A 15441-nucleotide genomic window follows, 5' to 3' on the forward strand; every position below is an offset into this window, starting at 1 on the left:
TCAGGCCGCGCCGGCCTTGCGCCGCACGGCGGTGATCTGGGCCATGACCGACAGGGCGATTTCCGCCGGGGTCACGGCGCCGATGTCCAGCCCGACCGGGGCGTGGATGCGCGCCAGCTCCGCGTCGGTCACGCCCTGCTCCGTCAACCGCTCCAGCCGCTTGGCGTGGGTGCGCCGGCTGCCGAGCGACCCGACATAGAAGGCCGGGGAGCGCAGCGCCACCAGCAGGGCCGGGTCGTCCAGCTTGGGGTCGTGGGTCAGGGTCACCACGGCGGTGCGGTTGTCGATTTTCAATTCCGTCAATGCCTCGTCCGGCCAGGAATCGTGCAGGGAGACGCCGGGGAAACGCGATTCCGTGGCGAAGGAGCCCCGCGGGTCGATCACCGTGACGGCGTAGCCGGTCAGAGCGGCGAGGGGGGCCAGCGCCTGGGCGATGTGCACGGCACCGACCACCAGCAGGCGAAGCGGCGGGTTGTGGGTCTGAACGAACAGCTGGACGCCGTCCTCCTCGCCCTCCGGATCGGTGATGAGGCCGGAACGATCCTGGCGCAGCCGGTCCCGCACCTCCGCCAGACGGTCATCCTCCAGCCCGAAGCCGCCGTGGATGGCGTCCTCGTAGACCAGCGTCTGCAGGCCGGTGCCGAGGTCGGTGACCAGGGCCACGGGACGTCCGGCCTTGCGGGCGGCCAGCAGCCGTTCGGTGATGTCGCGCTTCATTCCACGGCCTCGACATAGACCTGCACCCGGCCGCCGCAGGCCAGCCCGACCTCCCAGGCCATTTCGTTGCTGACCCCGAAGGAGATCATTCGCGGCTCGCCATCCTCCATGGTCTTGCGCGCCTCGTGGACCACGGCCCCCTCGATGCAGCCGCCGGAAACCGAGCCGATCATCGAACCGGCGTCGTCCACCGCCATCTGGCTGCCCACCGGACGGGGGGAGGACCCCCAGGTGGCGACCACCGTCGCCAGGGCGACCTTGCGGCCCTCCGCGCGCCAGCCCGCGGCCTGCTCCAGAATATCGTCCCTCATGCGGCCTCCTTCAGCCACTTGCGCAGGCTTTCGGCCCGTCGCGGCCCGTCGCGGTTCAGCGCGTCGGCGAGCCCGGCCAGACTGTTCAGGTTATGGACCGGGCGGAAGTCGTCCACATGCGGCAACAAGGCCCGGATACCGCTGGATTTTGGTGCGAACCCCTCCCACCGCAAGAGCGGGTTCAGCCAGACCAGTCGGCGGCAGCTCTTGTGCAGCCGTTCGGCCTCCGCCGCAAGCCCCTCGCCGGCATCCCGGTCCAGCCCGTCGGTGATGAGCAGCACCACCGCCCCCTGGCCGAGGACCCGGCGCACCCAGGTCCGGTTGAAGGCGTGCAGCGCCGTGCCGATGCGCGTCCCGCCCGACCAGTCCGCCACCGCCGCCGACACGGCGTCCAGCGCCACGTCCACGTCCTTGTGCCGCAGATGGCGGGTAATGTTGGTCAGGCGGGTGCCGAAGACGAAGCTGTGCACCCGGTCGCGGTCGTTGCTGACCGCGTGCATGAAATGCAGCAGCATCCGCGAGTAGCGGGTCATGGAGCCGGAGATGTCGCACAGCACCACCAACGGCGGCGGGCGCGTGCGGCGGCTGCGCCGCGCCAGATCGGCCAAGTCCCCGCCAGAGCGCAGCATCCGCCGCAGCGTCGCCCGCGGGTCCACCCGCGGCCCCTGCGGATCGGGACGGTGGCGGCGGGTCGTGACCTCGGCCACCGGCAGGGCGATGCGGGCCAGCATCCGCTTGGCCTCGGCCATCTCCGCCGCCGACATCGTCTCGAAATCCTTCTCCTGCAACCGTTCCTGGGCCGAAACGGTGAAGGCGGCGTCAATCTCGATCTCCGATTTTTCCGGCCCCTCGGCTTCCGGCGCGGTGCCGCGCAGGGCGTCGGCGACGCGGCGGGACAGCGGGTCCTGGGTGTCCGGCGACTCGGTGCGGATGGTCGGCAGCATCATGCCCATCATCCGCTTCAGGATGTCGGGGTTGCGCCAGAAGACGTGGAAGGCCTGATCGAAGACCTCGCGCTGGTCGCGCCGGTTCACGAAGACGGCGTGCAGCGCCCAATAGAAGTCCGCCCGGTTGCCGATCCCCACCGCCTCCACGGCCTCGACGGCCTGGAGCAGCTTGCCCGGCCCGACCGGCAGCCCCGCCGCCCGCAACGCACGGGCGAAATGCATCAGGTTGATGGCGAGGCCGCCCTGCATGGCCGCTCACCGCGCCGTGCTGGCGGCGAGTTCCGTCTTGACCTGGGCCAGGATGCGCGCGGCTTCGCTGCCCTGGATGCGGGCGATGTCATCCTGATACTTCAGCAGCGTGCCCAGCGTGTCGTTGATGACCGAGGGCTCCAGCTCCAGCTGGTTCAATTCCACCAGCGCCTGCGCCCAGTCCAGAGTCTCGGCCACGCCCGGCGCCTTGTAGAGGTCCATGCCGCGCAGGCTCTGCACGACGCCGACGACCTGGGCGGCCAGCCGGGCGTCGGCGTTCGGTGCCTTCACCGCCAGGATGGCGCGCTCGCGCTCGGCGTTGGGGTAATCGACCCAGTGGTAGAAGCAGCGCCGCTTCAGCGCGTCGTGAATCTCGCGGGTGCGGTTGGAGGTCAGGATGACGATGGGCGGCTCCGGCGCCTTGACGGTGCCGAACTCCGGGATCGAGACCTGGAAGTCGGAGAGGATTTCGAGGAGATAGGCCTCGAACGGCTCGTCGGTGCGGTCCAACTCGTCGATCAGCAGGACGGGAGGACCAGCCAAGTCGGGTTCCAGCGCCTGGAGCAGCGGCCGTTTGATGAGAAAGCGTTCGGAAAAGAGGTCGGCACCGAGCGCCTCCCGGTCACGGTCGCCCGACGCCTCGGCCAAGCGGATCTCCATCATCTGCCGGGCGTAGTTCCACTCATAGACCGCTGCGGCGACGTCCAGCCCCTCGTAGCATTGCAGCCGCAGCAGGCGCCGCCCCAGCGTGGCGGACAGCACCTTGGCGATCTCGGTCTTGCCGACCCCGGCCTCGCCCTCCAGGAACAGCGGGCGCCGCAGCTTCAGCGCGAGGTACAGCGCCGTCGCCAGCGAGCGGTCGCCGACGTAGTTCCCCCGCCGCAGCAGGTCCAGCGTGGCATCGACGGAGGCGGGGAGGGTGTTGGGCATGGTTGGCGGGATGCCTCGCTGGGTGCTGCGGTAACCCTCTCCCCGGAGGGGAGAGGGGACATTCAAGGTGATGGGACTTTCACCCGCACGCCTCCACCGCGCGCCGCGCCATCACCCGCACCAGATGGGCGCGGTAGTCGGCGCTGGCATGGATGTCGGCGTTCAGCCCGGCCGCCGACACGGAGGCACCGTTCAGGGCGTCCGCGCGGAAGTCCTGGGACAGCGCCGTCTCCATGTCGTCCGCCCGGAAGACGGACGGGCCGGCGCCGGTCACCGCCACGCGCACCTCGCTGCCGAACACCGCCACGAACACGCCGACGATGGCGTAGCGGCTGGCCGGATTGCGGAACTTGGCGTAGGCGGCCTTGTCGGGCTTCTGGAAATGCACAGCGGTGATGATCTCGCCGGGCTCCAGCGCCGTCTCGAACATGCCGGTGAAGAAGTCGTCGCCCGCGATCTCCCGCCGGTCGGTCCGCACCGTGGCCTTCAGCGCGACGACCGCGGCGGGGTAGTCGGCGGAGGGGTCGGCGTTGCAGATCGACCCGCCGAGCGTGCCCATGTTGCGCACCTGCCGGTCGCCGATGCCCTCGGCGAGGCTGGCCAGCGCCGGGATAACGCGCTGCACCGTGTCGGAATGAGCGACTTCCGCGTGGCGGGTGAAGGCGCCGACGGTCAGGCCGCCGGCCTCCTCCCGGATGCCCTGAAGCTCCGGGATCTGGCCGAGGTCGATCAGGTCGCTCGGCCGGGCGAGGCGCTGCTTGAGCGTCGGCAGGAGCGTCTGCCCGCCGCCCAGCAGCTTGGGGTCTTCGAACTGGCCGAGCAGGGACACGGCGTCGGCGACGCTCTTGGGGCGGTGATAGGTGAAGGCGTACATGATGTCTCCTCCCTCTTACTCGGCCGCCTGGGCGGGGGTGTGGCGCCGGATCGCCTGCCAGACCCGCTCCGGGGTCGCCGGCATGTCGAGATGGGTGACGCCGTACTCGGACAGGGCGTGCACCACCGCATTCATCACGGCGGCCGACGCGCCGATGGTCCCGGCCTCGCCGCAGCCCTTCACGCCCAGCGGGTTGTGGGTGCAGGGCTGGTCCTCGTGGTAGCGCACCGTGAAGGACGGCACGTCGTCCGCCCGCGGCATGCAATAGTCCATGTAGGAGCCGGTGATGAGCTGACCAGACTCCTCGTCGTAGACGCAGTTCTCGTAGAGCGCCTGCCCGATGCCCTGGACCAGCCCGCCATGGACCTGCCCCTCGACGATCAGCGGGTTGATTACCCGCCCGAAATCGTCCACGGCGGCGAAGCTGACCACCTGGACCACGCCGGTGTCGGGGTCGATCTCCACCTCGCAAACGTGGCAGCCGTTGGGGTAGGTGAAGTTCTTCGGATCATAGAAGGCCTGTTCGTCCAGCCCCGGCTCCAGCTCGTCGAGCGGGAAGTTGTGCGGGACGTAGGCCTGCAGGGCGATGTCGCCGATGGTCAGGGCCTTGTCGGTCCCGGCCACCACGAAACGCCCGTCCTTGGCTTCGATGTCGGCCTCCGCGGCCTCCAGCATGTGGGCGGCGATCTTCTTGGCCTTGCGCTCCACCTTGTCCATCGCCTTGACGATGGCCGACCCGCCGACCGCCAGCGAGCGGGAGCCGTAGGTGCCCATGCCGAAGGGGATCTTGCTGGTGTCGCCGTGGACGATCTCCACATTCTCGATGGGCACGCCGAAGCGTTCGGAGACGAGCTGAGCGAAGGTCGTCTCGTGCCCTTGCCCATGGCTGTGGGAGCCGGTGAAGACCGTCACGGAGCCGGTGGGGTGGAAACGCACCTCCGCCGATTCATACAGTCCGGCCCGCGCGCCGAGCGCACCCGCGACGTTGCTGGGGGCGATGCCGCAGGCCTCGATGTAGGTGGCGAAGCCGATGCCGCGCAGCTTGCCGCGCCGGGCGGACTCGGCCTTGCGCGCCGCGAAGCCGTCGTAATCGACGAGGGGCAGGGCGATGTCGAGATTCTTGGCGAAGTCGCCCGTGTCGTACTGCAGCGCCACCGGGGTCTGGTAGGGCATGGCGCTGGCTGGCACGAAGTTGCGGCGGCGCAGCTCCGTCTTGTCGATGCCCGTCTCGGCGGCGGCGACCTCGACCAGCCGCTCGATCAGGTAGCAGGCCTCGGGACGGCCGGCGCCGCGGTAGGCGTCCACCGGCACCGTGTTGGTGAAGACCGCCTTGACCTCGGCGTAGATCGCCGGGGTCTTGTACTGCCCGGCCAGCAGCGTGGCGTAGAGGTAGGTCGGGATCGACGGCGCGAAGGTGGACAGATAGGCGCCCATGTTGGCGACGGTGGAGACGCGCAGCGCCAGGAAGTTGCCGTCCCGGTCCATCGCCAGCTCGGCGTGGCTGACATGGTCGCGGCCATGGGCGTCGGTCAGAAAGCTCTCGGAGCGCTCGGCGGTCCATTTCACCGGGCGCCCGATCTTCTTCGCCGCCCAGGTGACGACGGCCTCCTCCCCGTAATGGAAGATCTTGGAGCCGAAGCCGCCGCCGACGTCCGGGGCGACGACGCGCAGCTTGTGCTCCGGGATGCCCAGAACGAAGGCGCCCATCAGCAGACGGATGACGTGAGGGTTCTGGCTGGTGGTGGTCAGCGTGTGCTCGCCGGTCGCCCGGTCGTACTCGCCGAGCGCCGCCCGCGGTTCCATCGCGTTGGGGATGAGCCGCTGGTTGATCAGGTCGATCTTCGCCACATGGGCCGCCTGAGAAAAGGCCGCGTCCACCGCCGCCGCGTCGCCAAGATGCCAGTCGAAGCACAGGTTGCCCCCGACGTCGTCATGCACCAGCGGCGCGCCGCCCCCCAGCGCCTTCAGCGAGGTCACCGCCGCCGGCAGCTCCTCGTAATTGACCATGACCAGCTCGGCGGCGTCCTTCGCCTGCTCGCGCGTCTCGGCGATCACCACGGCGACGGCGTCGCCGACGTAGCGGGCCCGGTCGCGGGCGATCGGGAAGTGGGGCGGCTCCTTCATCGGGGAACCGTCCTTGGAATGGATCTGCCAGCCGCAGGGCAGGCTGCCGACCTTGTCGGTCTCCATGTCGGCGCCGGTCAGCACGGCGACCACGCCGGGCGCCTGCATGGCCTCGGTAGCGTCGATCCCGGTGATGCGGGCGTGGGCGTAGGGGGACCGGACGAAGACCGCGTGGGTCTGGCCGGGCCGGTTGATGTCGTCGGTGTAGGTGCCGCGCCCGGTCAGAAAGCGCGCGTCCTCGCGCCGGCGTACGGGGGCGCCGATGCCGTTGGGGTTCGCCATCTTCGTGTTCCTCCCATGAGAGCCTTTGTCCGTTGTTTATTCGGCGGCGGCCTTCATCGTGCCGCCCTGCATGGCCTCCGCCCCGGCCATCACCGCTTTGACGATGTTGTGGTAGCCGGTACAGCGACAGATGTTGCCCTCCAGCCCTTCGCGGACCTCGTGCTCGCTGGGGGAGGGGTTGGTCGTCACCAGATCGACGGCGCTCATCACCATGCCCGGCGTGCAGAAGCCGCATTGCAGGCCGTGATGCTCGCGGAAGGCCGCCTGCATCGGGTGCAGTGTGCCGTCCGCCGCCGCCAGACCCTCGATGGTGGTGACCGCGGCGCCGTCGGCCTGGGCCGCCAGCATGGTGCAGGACTTCACCGACCGCCCGTCCACATGGACGACGCAGGCGCCGCACTGGCTGGTGTCGCAGCCGACATGGGTGCCGGTCAGGCCGATCTGGTCACGGAGGAAGGTGACCAGCAGGGTCCGCTCCTCCACCTCGCGCGAGACCGCCTTTCCGTTGACGGTCATGGAAACGGTACACGGCATCCGCTGTCCTCCCATTGTTGGTGACGTTCTGTTGCCCCGACCTTCGCGACGCTTCTTTCGACGGTTCTTCCAACTCTGCGGGATAAAGTGTGGCGCAGGACCAACCGGAACAAGGATAGGGGGGCGTCATCCCGTCCGGTCAAGACGCCGTTCGGCCTCATCCGAAGGGAGAGGGCTTGTGCCGAACCGCCGCGCGACTATCGGTTCCTACGGACTGGCGGACCCACCGCCCACAAGTTAGGATAGCCAATAATCCGACGCAAACCAAAGCGTCTTACGAACGATCCGCACGGACAGTCTCTCGGGAGGATAGAAGAATGAAGCGTTTCCTGGCCGCGGTCGGCGTCTGCATGCTCACCGCGCTGCCGGCCCAGGCCGAGCAGTTCGTCACCGTCCTGACCGGCGGCACCAGCGGCGTCTATTACCCGCTGGGCGTGGCGCTGTCCGGCATCTACGGCAAGGCCATTCCGGGGGCCAAGGTCACGGTCCAGGCGACCAAGGCGTCGGTCGAGAACCTGAACCTCCTCCAGTCGGAGCGCGGCGAGATCGCCTTCTCGCTCGGCGATTCGCTGAGCGGCGCCTGGAAGGGCGACGAGGAGGCCGGCTTCAAGACCAAGCTGACCAAGCTGCGCACCGTCGCCGCCATCTACCCCAACTACATCCAGATCGTCGCTGCCAAGGATTCCGGCGTGAAGACGCTGGCCGACCTGAAGGGCAAGCGGGTGTCGGTCGGCGCGCCGAAGTCGGGGACGGAGCTGAACGCCCGCGCGATCTTCGCCGCCGCCGGGCTGGGCTACAAGGACTTCGCCAAGACCGAGTATCTGCCCTTTGCCGAATCGGTGGACCTGATCAAGAACCGGCAGCTCGACGCGACGCTGATCTCCGCGGGCCTCGGCGTGGCGGCGATCAAGGATCTGGCGACCTCGCAGGACATCACCATCGTGTCGATCCCGGCCGACGTGATCCAGAAGGTCGGCGACCCCGCCTACATCGCCGAGACCATCCCGGCCAACAGCTACAGCGGCCAGGGCGAGCCGGTGCCGACCGCGGCGGTGCGCAACCTGCTGGTCACCCACGCCGGCGTGTCGGACGACGCAGTCTATGCGATGACCAAGGCGATGTTCGAGAATCTCGACGCGATGGCCGCGGCCCACGCCGCCGCCAAGCAGATCAAGCTGGACGCGACCGCCATCCAGTCGCCGGTGCCGCTGCATCCGGGCGCCGAGAAGTTCTACAAGGAAAAGGGCCTGATGTAAGCGCGTCGCGTCGCCCCGGGAATCCCGTGCGATGAGCGCATCTCCTCAAGCGGCGGACAGCAAGATCCGCCAGGCGATCGACCGCGAGAATCCTTCCACGGTCGTGGCCTTCGAAGGCGTCGCCGGAAAGGCCGTCTTCGCCATCGCGGTGGCCTTCTCGGTGTTCCAGATCTGGACGGCGGCGTTCAACCCGCTGTCCAGTCTGGTCGTCCGGTCGGTCCATGTCGGCTTCCTGCTGCTGATGACCTTCACCCTGTTCGGCTTCCGCCAGGATGCGGAACGGCGCAGCGTGCCCTGGTATGATTGGCTGCTCGGCCTGGGCGCCTTCGCGCTGGGTCTCTACCATTACGTGTTCGAGGTCGACCTTATCCAGCGGTCGGGCGATCCGAGCATGACGGACCTCGTGGTCGGGGCCGTCACCGTCGCCCTGGTGTTCGAGGCCGCCCGGCGCATCATGGGGTGGGCGCTGCCGATCATCTGCGGCGTCTTCATTCCCTACGCGCTGTTCGGGCGGCATCTGCCTTTCGGGCTGGCCCACCGCGGCTACGACATCGATCAGGTCATCGACAACCTTTTCCTGTCGACCGAGGGCATCTACGGCACCCCCACCTTCGTGTCGTCGACCTTCATCTTCCTGTTCATCCTGTTCGGCGCCTTCCTGGAGCGCGCCGGCATGATCAAGCTGTTCAACGACGTGTCGCTGGGCCTCGTCGGGTCGGCCAAGGGCGGGCCGGCGAAGGTGGCGGTCGTCTCATCCGGCTTCATGGGGACGATCAACGGCTCGGGCGTGGCGAACGTGCTGACCACCGGCCAGTTCACCATTCCCCTGATGATGCGCTTCGGCTACCGCCCGGCCTTCGCCGGGGCGGTCGAGGCGACGGCCAGCATGGGCGGACAGCTCATGCCACCGGTCATGGGCGCTGCGGCCTTCATCATGGCGGAGACCATCGGCGTCCCGTTCAGCGACATCGCCATCGCCGCGGCGATCCCGGCGATCCTCTATTTCGGAAGCGCCTTCTGGATGGTCCATCTGGAGGCGGGCAAGCGCAACCTCGTCGGTTTGCCGAAGGACCAGTGCCCCAGCGTGTCCCGCGCGCTGGTCGAAGGCTGGTACCTGATCCTGCCGCTGGCGGCGCTGGTCTATCTGCTGTTCTCCGGCTTCACGCCGCTGTTCGCGGGGGTGATCGGCATCGCCTCCACCATCGCGCTGATCCTCGGCACCAAGATCGTCGGCTCCATCGGGCCGATGGCCCTGCGCGTCGCCTTCTGGGTCGTGCTAGGCCTCCTCGCCGCGGCGCTGTGGCGGATGGGCTGGCGGACGGAGCATCTGGCCTTCGCCATCGTCGGACTGCTGGTCATTCCCTGCCTGATCGTGAAGGGCGGGCGGGAGACTCTGGCCATGCTGGTGAACAGCCTCGCGGACGGCGCCAAGAACGCCGTTGGCGTGGGCGTGGCCTGCGCGCTGGTGGGGGTGCTGATCGGCATGCTGACGCTGACCGGTCTGGCCTCCAGCTTCGCCGGGACGATCGTCCAGCTTTCCGGCGGCAACCTGCTGGTCGCGCTGATTCTCACCATGCTGGCCTGCATCCTGCTGGGCACCGGACTGCCGACGACGGCCAACTACATCGTCACGGCGGCCATCGCGGCGCCGGCCCTGCTGCAGATGGGCGTGCCGCTGATCGTGTCGCACATGTTCGTCTTCTACTTCGGCATCATGGCGGACCTGACGCCGCCGGTGGCGCTGGCGGCGCTGGCGGCCTCGTCGATCTGCCGGGCGGGACACATGCAGGTCGGCTGGATCGCCACGCGGATCGCCATGGCGGGCTATGTCGTGCCCTTCATGGCCGTCTATTCCCCCGCGCTGATGCTCCAGACCACCGACCCGCTGGCCGTGGCCTACGTCCTGATCAAGGCGCTGATCGCCATCGGGCTGTGGGGAGCGGCGACCATCGGCTTCTTCTGGACGCCTCTCAACCTGGCGGAGCGGGTGTTCGCGGCGGTGGCGGCCTTCCTGTTCGTCCTGGCCCTTCCGGTGACGGACGAGATCGGCTTCGCCATGACGGCGGCCTTCCTGCTGTGGCAGCGCCATCGCCTGCGCCGCCTGGGACGGAGCAGCGCCCCGGCATGAGTGCAGCGTTGTGCCTGTCGGCGCTCGGCGGGGCGGTTCTGGCCGCCCTGCCGGGTCCCGCCTTCACCCTGTCCTGGACCCATTCGGTGGAGAAGACCGAATGGCGGGAGGAGTGGCGCATCGCGGACGGGCGTCTCGTCCTGACCGAAGCCCGCGTCAAGGGCAGCGGCGCCGGGATGGAGCCACCGGACGGCGCCCGTCTGGCCGATGGCTGGTGGGTCTGGACGCCGGCGGTTCCGCCGCTGGAACGGGTGGTCCTGGCCGCTTCCATCTTCACGCCGGACCACGACCTGTGCGCGGGCCTGGAGTGCCGCCCGCTTCACGGCTGGATCGGCGGACCGGTCCCGAGTCCCCTCGAACTGAAGCCTTGCGGCTAGAGCCACGTTATTCACGCACGGCGGTTAAGGGAATTCCGAAGGGGCGTTCCGGCTTGGCTTAGCCCTTTCGGGGACGCATACTTCGGTAACTGATATTACAGATGAATGCGTGTTATGACCGACGCCCGACCGACCCGACATCGCCTCACCCGTTCCCTGGCCGCCCCTTTGGCCGCGCTGGCGGGCCTCGCCGCCGCCGGACTGCCGGGGCTGGCCCTGGCGGCGGAGGGGGCGGGGGTTCCGCATCTGGACGGGCGCGACCTGAGCGTCCTCTGGGTGATTCCCTTCGCCGGAATTCTGCTGTCCATCGCGCTGATGCCGCTGCTGGCGCCGTCATTCTGGCACCATCATTTCGGCAAGGTCGCCGCCGGCTGGGCCGTCGCGTTTCTGCTGCCCTTCGCGCTGACCTTCGGGGCCAGCCTCGCCACTTACGAGCTGCTGCACACCCTGCTTCTCGAATACATCCCCTTCATCGTTTTGCTGACCGCCCTGTTCACGGTGGCGGGCGGCGTGCGGATCTGCGGAACGCTGGTGGGAACGCCGCTGGCGAACACGCTGGGGTTGGGGCTGGGCACGCTGCTGGCGAGCCTGATGGGGACCACCGGCGCCTCGATGCTGCTGATCCGCCCGCTGATCCGCGCCAACGAGCACCGGCGGCACAAGGTGCACACCATCGTCTTCTTCATCTTCCTGGTGTCGAACGTCGGCGGGTCCCTGACTCCGCTGGGCGATCCGCCGCTGTTCCTGGGATTCCTGAAGGGGGTCGGCTTCTTCTGGCCGACCGTGCACCTGTTCTGGCCGATGATGCTGGTGGCCGGCTGCCTGCTGGCGATCTACTTCCTGCTTGACCTCTATCTGCACACCAAGGACCCCGGCAAGCACCCGCTGATCGAGGGCGTGCATGAGCGGGAGCCGGTGCGGATCGAAGGGGCGGTGAACCTGCTCCTGCTCGTCGCCATCGTCGGCGCGGTGCTGTTGAGCGGCGTCTGGCATCCGGGGGTGGGGGTGGAGATCTACCACATCCACGTGCCGCTGGAGACGATCGTCAGCAACCTGCTGCTTCTGGGAATCGCCGGCCTGTCGCTGAAGCTGACCAGCGCGCGCAGCCGCCGCCTGAACGCCTTCACCTGGGGTCCGATTCTTGAAGTGGCGAAGCTGTTCGCCGCGATCTTCCTGACCATCATTCCGGCCATCGCCATCCTGCGGGCGGGCACCGACGGGGCGCTGGGCGCCATCATCGCGGCGGTGAACCAGGACGGCCAGCCGGTTCCGGCGGCCTATTTCTGGGCGGCCGGCCTGCTGTCCAGCTTCCTCGACAACGCACCCACCTACCTGATCTTCTTCAACACCGCGGGCGGCGACGCGCAGGTGCTGATGACCGACCTCGCCGTGACCCTGGCGGCGATTTCGGCGGGTGCGGTGTTCATGGGCGCCAACACCTACATCGGCAACGCGCCGAACTTCATGGTCAAGGCCATCGCGGAGGAGCGCGGCGTGGCGATGCCGAGCTTCTTCGGCTACATGCTGTGGTCCTTCGGCATCCTGGTGCCGCTGTTCGTCCTGGTGACCTGGGTGTTCTTCGTATAGGTCCCCCCCACAAGGCCGGCGGGCGGCAGCGAAGTGCCGCCCGCCGGCCTTGTGCGCCCTCAATGGGACATCAGGACCGGGGTGGTGAGGTTCGACAGCACCGTGCGCGTCGCCCCGCCCAGCACCAGCTCGCGCAGGCGGGAATGGCCGTAGGAGCCCATCACCAGCAGGTCCCCGCCCAGGCTGCGATGGCTGTCCAGAATGATCTCCCCGACGTCGCCGCCCTGGAAGATGCTGGCCTGATGCTGGCTGCGGACACCGTGGCGCTCCAGCCAGATCATCAGATCGCGGCCGCTGTCCAACGCATGGCCCGGCGGGTCGATGGTGACCACCGTAACCCGTTCCGCCGCCTTTAGGAATGGCATGGCGTTGCGCACGGCGCGCCCGGCTTCCCGCGTGTTCTTCCAGGCCACCACCACATGGCGGCCGATCTCCGTCCGGGGCGGGAAACTGAAGGGAAGCACGAGGGTCGGGCAAGAGCTGGTCAGCGGAAGACGGTCCGGCACCTGGAGCATCACCCGGTCGCCGAGGTCGTCCCCGTGGCTCTGGGTCACGATGGCCAGGTCGGCATAGGCGGCGCGGGCGGCCAGCAGCTCCACATGGTCCCCTTCGTCGACCGTCCAGGAATAGGAGCAATCCTTCAACGCCGACCGCACCTCCTGTTCGATCAGTCCGGCCTTCTCGTGGGCGATGGCCGTGGCCTCGGCGATGTAGGCGTAGGAGGCGGCGCGCCCGGTCACCGCGGGGGGCATCGACACCGGCGTGGCGACGAACAGCACCTCGACAAAGGCCGAGAAGCGCTTGGCGAGACCGACCGCGACCTCAAGCCGTTGGGTGTGGCGGTCGTCGTTCGACATGTGCAGCAGGATCGTCTTGATCGGCATGGTCTCGCTCGCAGGTTTCGAACCGGATGACCGGGACTCCATTGGTAACGTTTGCCGGGCCGGTCTGGCAACGGCGTGGCTAGCGGCTGGCGAGGCCGGTGCCTCCGTCCGTGCGGGGGGCGGGGGGCAGTCCGGAGATTTCCAGGAGCAGCTTGCTGAGAATGGCGTCGGCGAACGCTTCGAAGCTGACGGCGGGCACCAGGAAGGCGCCGGGTCCACCGATCACATGCTCCTCGTAATAGCCGTCAAGGTTCGTCGGCGCCGCCCCGCCCCAGGGATTGGGTCGGTCGTTCAGGATCGGCAGGCCGTTGATGGTGATCCCCGCGGCGACGGCCTCGTCGCGCGCCCATTGCACCGGGCGGCCGCGGTTGTTGACCCCGTCCCCCGACACGTCGATCACCCGCCGCGTCCCCTCGAATCCATTGTCGTTGAACAGGCGGGCGCTGAAGTCGATGGCGGCGCTGATCGAGGTCCACTGCGCGCTGAGGGTTGGCGATTCGGCGATGGAGGATGAGAAGGCCTCGACGCTGCCCTGGTCGCCCAGCAGGGTCCAGGGCACGGAGATGCGCTGGAAACTGTCCCCGGCCCATTCGATGTAGGTGACGGCGATGCGCCCGAAGGGGCCGCCGCGGATGGCCGCCTGGACCTTCGGGTCGGTGAGGGCGGCGACGTAGCCTTCCCGCTGGAGGCGGCCTTCCTCCGCGTCCACGCTGCCGGACACGTCCACGGCCAGCACCAGTTCCAGATCGACCGGCGTGTCGGCCAGGGCCGGCGCGCCCGCTCCACCGGCCACAAGAACCGCGACGGCCACCCCCGCCAGACGCCACGCACCGTCCATGCCGTGCCTCCTCCGCGGATGTCTTCGTCAAGACCCCTTTAGAAAAAAGTTCGCCACACGCCCACGACAAGGGGCCTCGTGCATGAGACGTTGACGGACGGGCGTCGCCGCTCCACCTCTCCACCCCATGCCGACCGAATCTCCGAACGAATGTCCCTCCCGCCCGCTCTTCCTGGGCAGCGAGATCTACCGGGGCTCCAGCTATGGCCCGAAGCACCCGCTGGCCATTCCGCGGGTGTCCACCGCCATCGACCTCAGCCGCGCCATGGGATGGCTGCCCGACGCGGCCTACCGCGACAGCCCCCTGGCGTCGCCGCAGGAACTGGGCCGCTTCCACACCCAGGACTACATCGCCGCCCTCCACCGCGCCGAGACGGACCAGCGCGTGAATGCCGAAACTGGCGAGCGCTACAACCTCGGCCGGCTGGAGAATCCCGTCTTTCCGGAGATGTACCGCCGTCCCGCCATCAGCGCCGGCGCCGCCATCCTGGCTGGGCGCCTTCTGGCGGACGCGCCCGCCGGCATCGTCTACAGCCCAGCCAGCGGCACCCACCACGCCCGTCCGGGGCGGGCCAGCGGCTTCTGCTACCTCAACGCCCCGGTGCTGGGCATTCTGGCTCTGCTCGATTCCGGCATCGAACGGGTGCTCTATGTGGATCTCGATGCCCATCACGGCGACGGGGTGGAGGACGCCTTCGCCGACGACGACCGTGTGCTGACCGTGTCGGTCCACGAGGACGGGCGTTGGCCCTTCACCGGCAAGGCGGAGGATCGGCCCGGAGCTCTGGCCGTCAACCTGCCGGTCCCTCCCGAGTTCAACGACACGGAGATGGATTGCCTTCTGGAGACGGCGATCCTGCCGCTGGGGCAGGCGTTCCGCCCCCAGGCGCTGGTCATCCAGACCGGGGCCGACGCGCTCGCCGAGGACCCGCTGAGCCGGCTGGAGCTGTCGAATGGCGCGCTGTGGCGGGCGGTAAGGGCGTTGATGGGGCTGGCGCCGCGCCTGATGGTGGTCGGCGGCGGGGGCTACAATCCCTGGTCCGTCGGGCGCTGCTGGGCCGGGATCTGGGCGGTGCTGAACGGCATCGACCCGGCGGTGCCGCCGACGCCGCAGGCGGAGGATGTGCTGCGGGCGCTGTCCTGGTCGCGCGCCGCCGGACGCCACCCGCCGGAGCATTGGTTCACCACGCTTGCCGACGCGCCGCGTCCCGGCCCGTTGCGCGACGACGTGCGTCGCGTTGCCGCTGCGGCAATAACGAAGATGGTCCGTACTGGATAATCTTTGGAATGTTTTTCATTCACGTATGTCATGCAGTTGACGTATTGGAACGAATCGGCCAGCCTGATTCGAGCGACTCGCGCTATGCGCTGGCCATTCCGTTGAATCACGCCACGCTGGAAAC

14 protein-coding genes are annotated in these 15441 nt (G+C 68.6%); 5 read left to right on the forward strand and 9 right to left on the reverse strand.

All coding sequences use genetic code 11. From position 1 onward, the window contains the following. From JJL56_RS17420 to JJL56_RS17450, 7 genes are all read right to left on the reverse strand, one after another. A complete protein-coding gene (locus JJL56_RS17420; RefSeq protein WP_145626629.1) occupies positions 1 to 717 on the reverse strand; it encodes an XdhC family protein in 717 nt (238 codons plus the stop codon). Further along, positions 714 to 1028: an XdhC family protein gene (locus JJL56_RS17425; RefSeq protein WP_114859690.1), complete on the reverse strand. Its 315-nt coding sequence runs from the start codon at positions 1026 to 1028 to the stop codon at positions 714 to 716. The genes JJL56_RS17420 and JJL56_RS17425 overlap by 4 nt, the downstream gene beginning before the upstream one ends. After that, positions 1025 to 2224, reverse strand: coding sequence for a vWA domain-containing protein (locus tag JJL56_RS17430; RefSeq protein ID WP_200485754.1), 1200 nt, complete (start codon positions 2222 to 2224; stop codon positions 1025 to 1027). The genes JJL56_RS17425 and JJL56_RS17430 overlap by 4 nt, the downstream gene beginning before the upstream one ends. Positions 2225 to 2230: 6 nt before the next feature. Beyond that, a complete protein-coding gene (locus tag JJL56_RS17435) occupies positions 2231 to 3154 on the reverse strand; it encodes an AAA family ATPase (protein WP_200485755.1) in 924 nt (307 codons plus the stop codon). A gap of 79 nt (positions 3155 to 3233) precedes the next feature. Then, on the reverse strand, positions 3234 to 4028 hold the full coding sequence (locus JJL56_RS17440; protein ID WP_200485756.1) for an FAD binding domain-containing protein: 795 nt from the start codon (positions 4026 to 4028) through the stop codon (positions 3234 to 3236). 15 nt (positions 4029 to 4043) lie between these two features. Continuing rightward, positions 4044 to 6434: a xanthine dehydrogenase family protein molybdopterin-binding subunit gene (locus JJL56_RS17445; RefSeq protein ID WP_200485757.1), complete on the reverse strand. Its 2391-nt coding sequence runs from the start codon at positions 6432 to 6434 to the stop codon at positions 4044 to 4046. 36 nt (positions 6435 to 6470) lie between these two features. Continuing rightward, on the reverse strand, positions 6471 to 6968 hold the full coding sequence (locus tag JJL56_RS17450) for a (2Fe-2S)-binding protein (RefSeq protein ID WP_200485758.1): 498 nt from the start codon (positions 6966 to 6968) through the stop codon (positions 6471 to 6473). A gap of 317 nt (positions 6969 to 7285) precedes the next feature. On the opposite strand from JJL56_RS17450, the gene JJL56_RS17455 reads away from it, so the two are divergent. The 4 genes from JJL56_RS17455 (at position 7286) to JJL56_RS17470 (ending at position 12316) form a co-directional block, all read left to right on the forward strand. Further along, entirely contained in the window at positions 7286 to 8224 is a 939-nt protein-coding gene (locus JJL56_RS17455) for a TAXI family TRAP transporter solute-binding subunit (protein WP_145626635.1), read from the forward strand. 31 nt (positions 8225 to 8255) lie between these two features. Then, positions 8256 to 10352 (forward strand): TRAP transporter permease, encoded by a 2097-nt coding sequence (locus JJL56_RS17460; protein WP_145626636.1) that lies wholly within the window; start codon positions 8256 to 8258, stop codon positions 10350 to 10352. Next, entirely contained in the window at positions 10349 to 10729 is a 381-nt protein-coding gene (locus JJL56_RS17465) for a DUF1850 domain-containing protein (RefSeq protein WP_200485759.1), read from the forward strand. The genes JJL56_RS17460 and JJL56_RS17465 overlap by 4 nt, the downstream gene beginning before the upstream one ends. Positions 10730 to 10843: 114 nt before the next feature. Continuing rightward, positions 10844 to 12316, forward strand: a complete 1473-nt coding sequence (locus tag JJL56_RS17470) for a sodium:proton antiporter (RefSeq protein WP_200485760.1) — start codon at positions 10844 to 10846, stop codon at positions 12314 to 12316. A 59-nt stretch (positions 12317 to 12375) separates the two neighbouring features. Here the strand turns inward: JJL56_RS17470 and JJL56_RS17475 are convergent, their stop codons facing one another. Then, on the reverse strand, positions 12376 to 13200 hold the full coding sequence (locus tag JJL56_RS17475) for a universal stress protein (protein WP_145626639.1): 825 nt from the start codon (positions 13198 to 13200) through the stop codon (positions 12376 to 12378). Positions 13201 to 13279: 79 nt separating this feature from the next. Beyond that, positions 13280 to 14038, reverse strand: a complete 759-nt coding sequence (locus JJL56_RS17480) for a DUF1194 domain-containing protein (RefSeq protein ID WP_200485761.1) — start codon at positions 14036 to 14038, stop codon at positions 13280 to 13282. 127 nt (positions 14039 to 14165) lie between these two features. Here JJL56_RS17480 and JJL56_RS17485 point away from each other — a divergent pair, with 127 nt between their 5' ends. Continuing rightward, complete coding sequence (locus JJL56_RS17485; RefSeq protein WP_200485762.1) at positions 14166 to 15317, forward strand: acetoin utilization protein AcuC; 1152 nt, start codon at positions 14166 to 14168, stop codon at positions 15315 to 15317. The last annotated feature ends 124 nt before the right edge of the window (positions 15318 to 15441 follow it).

The organism is Azospirillum aestuarii (genome assembly GCF_016632405.1).
GTDB lineage: Bacteria > Pseudomonadota > Alphaproteobacteria > Azospirillales > Azospirillaceae > Azospirillum > Azospirillum aestuarii.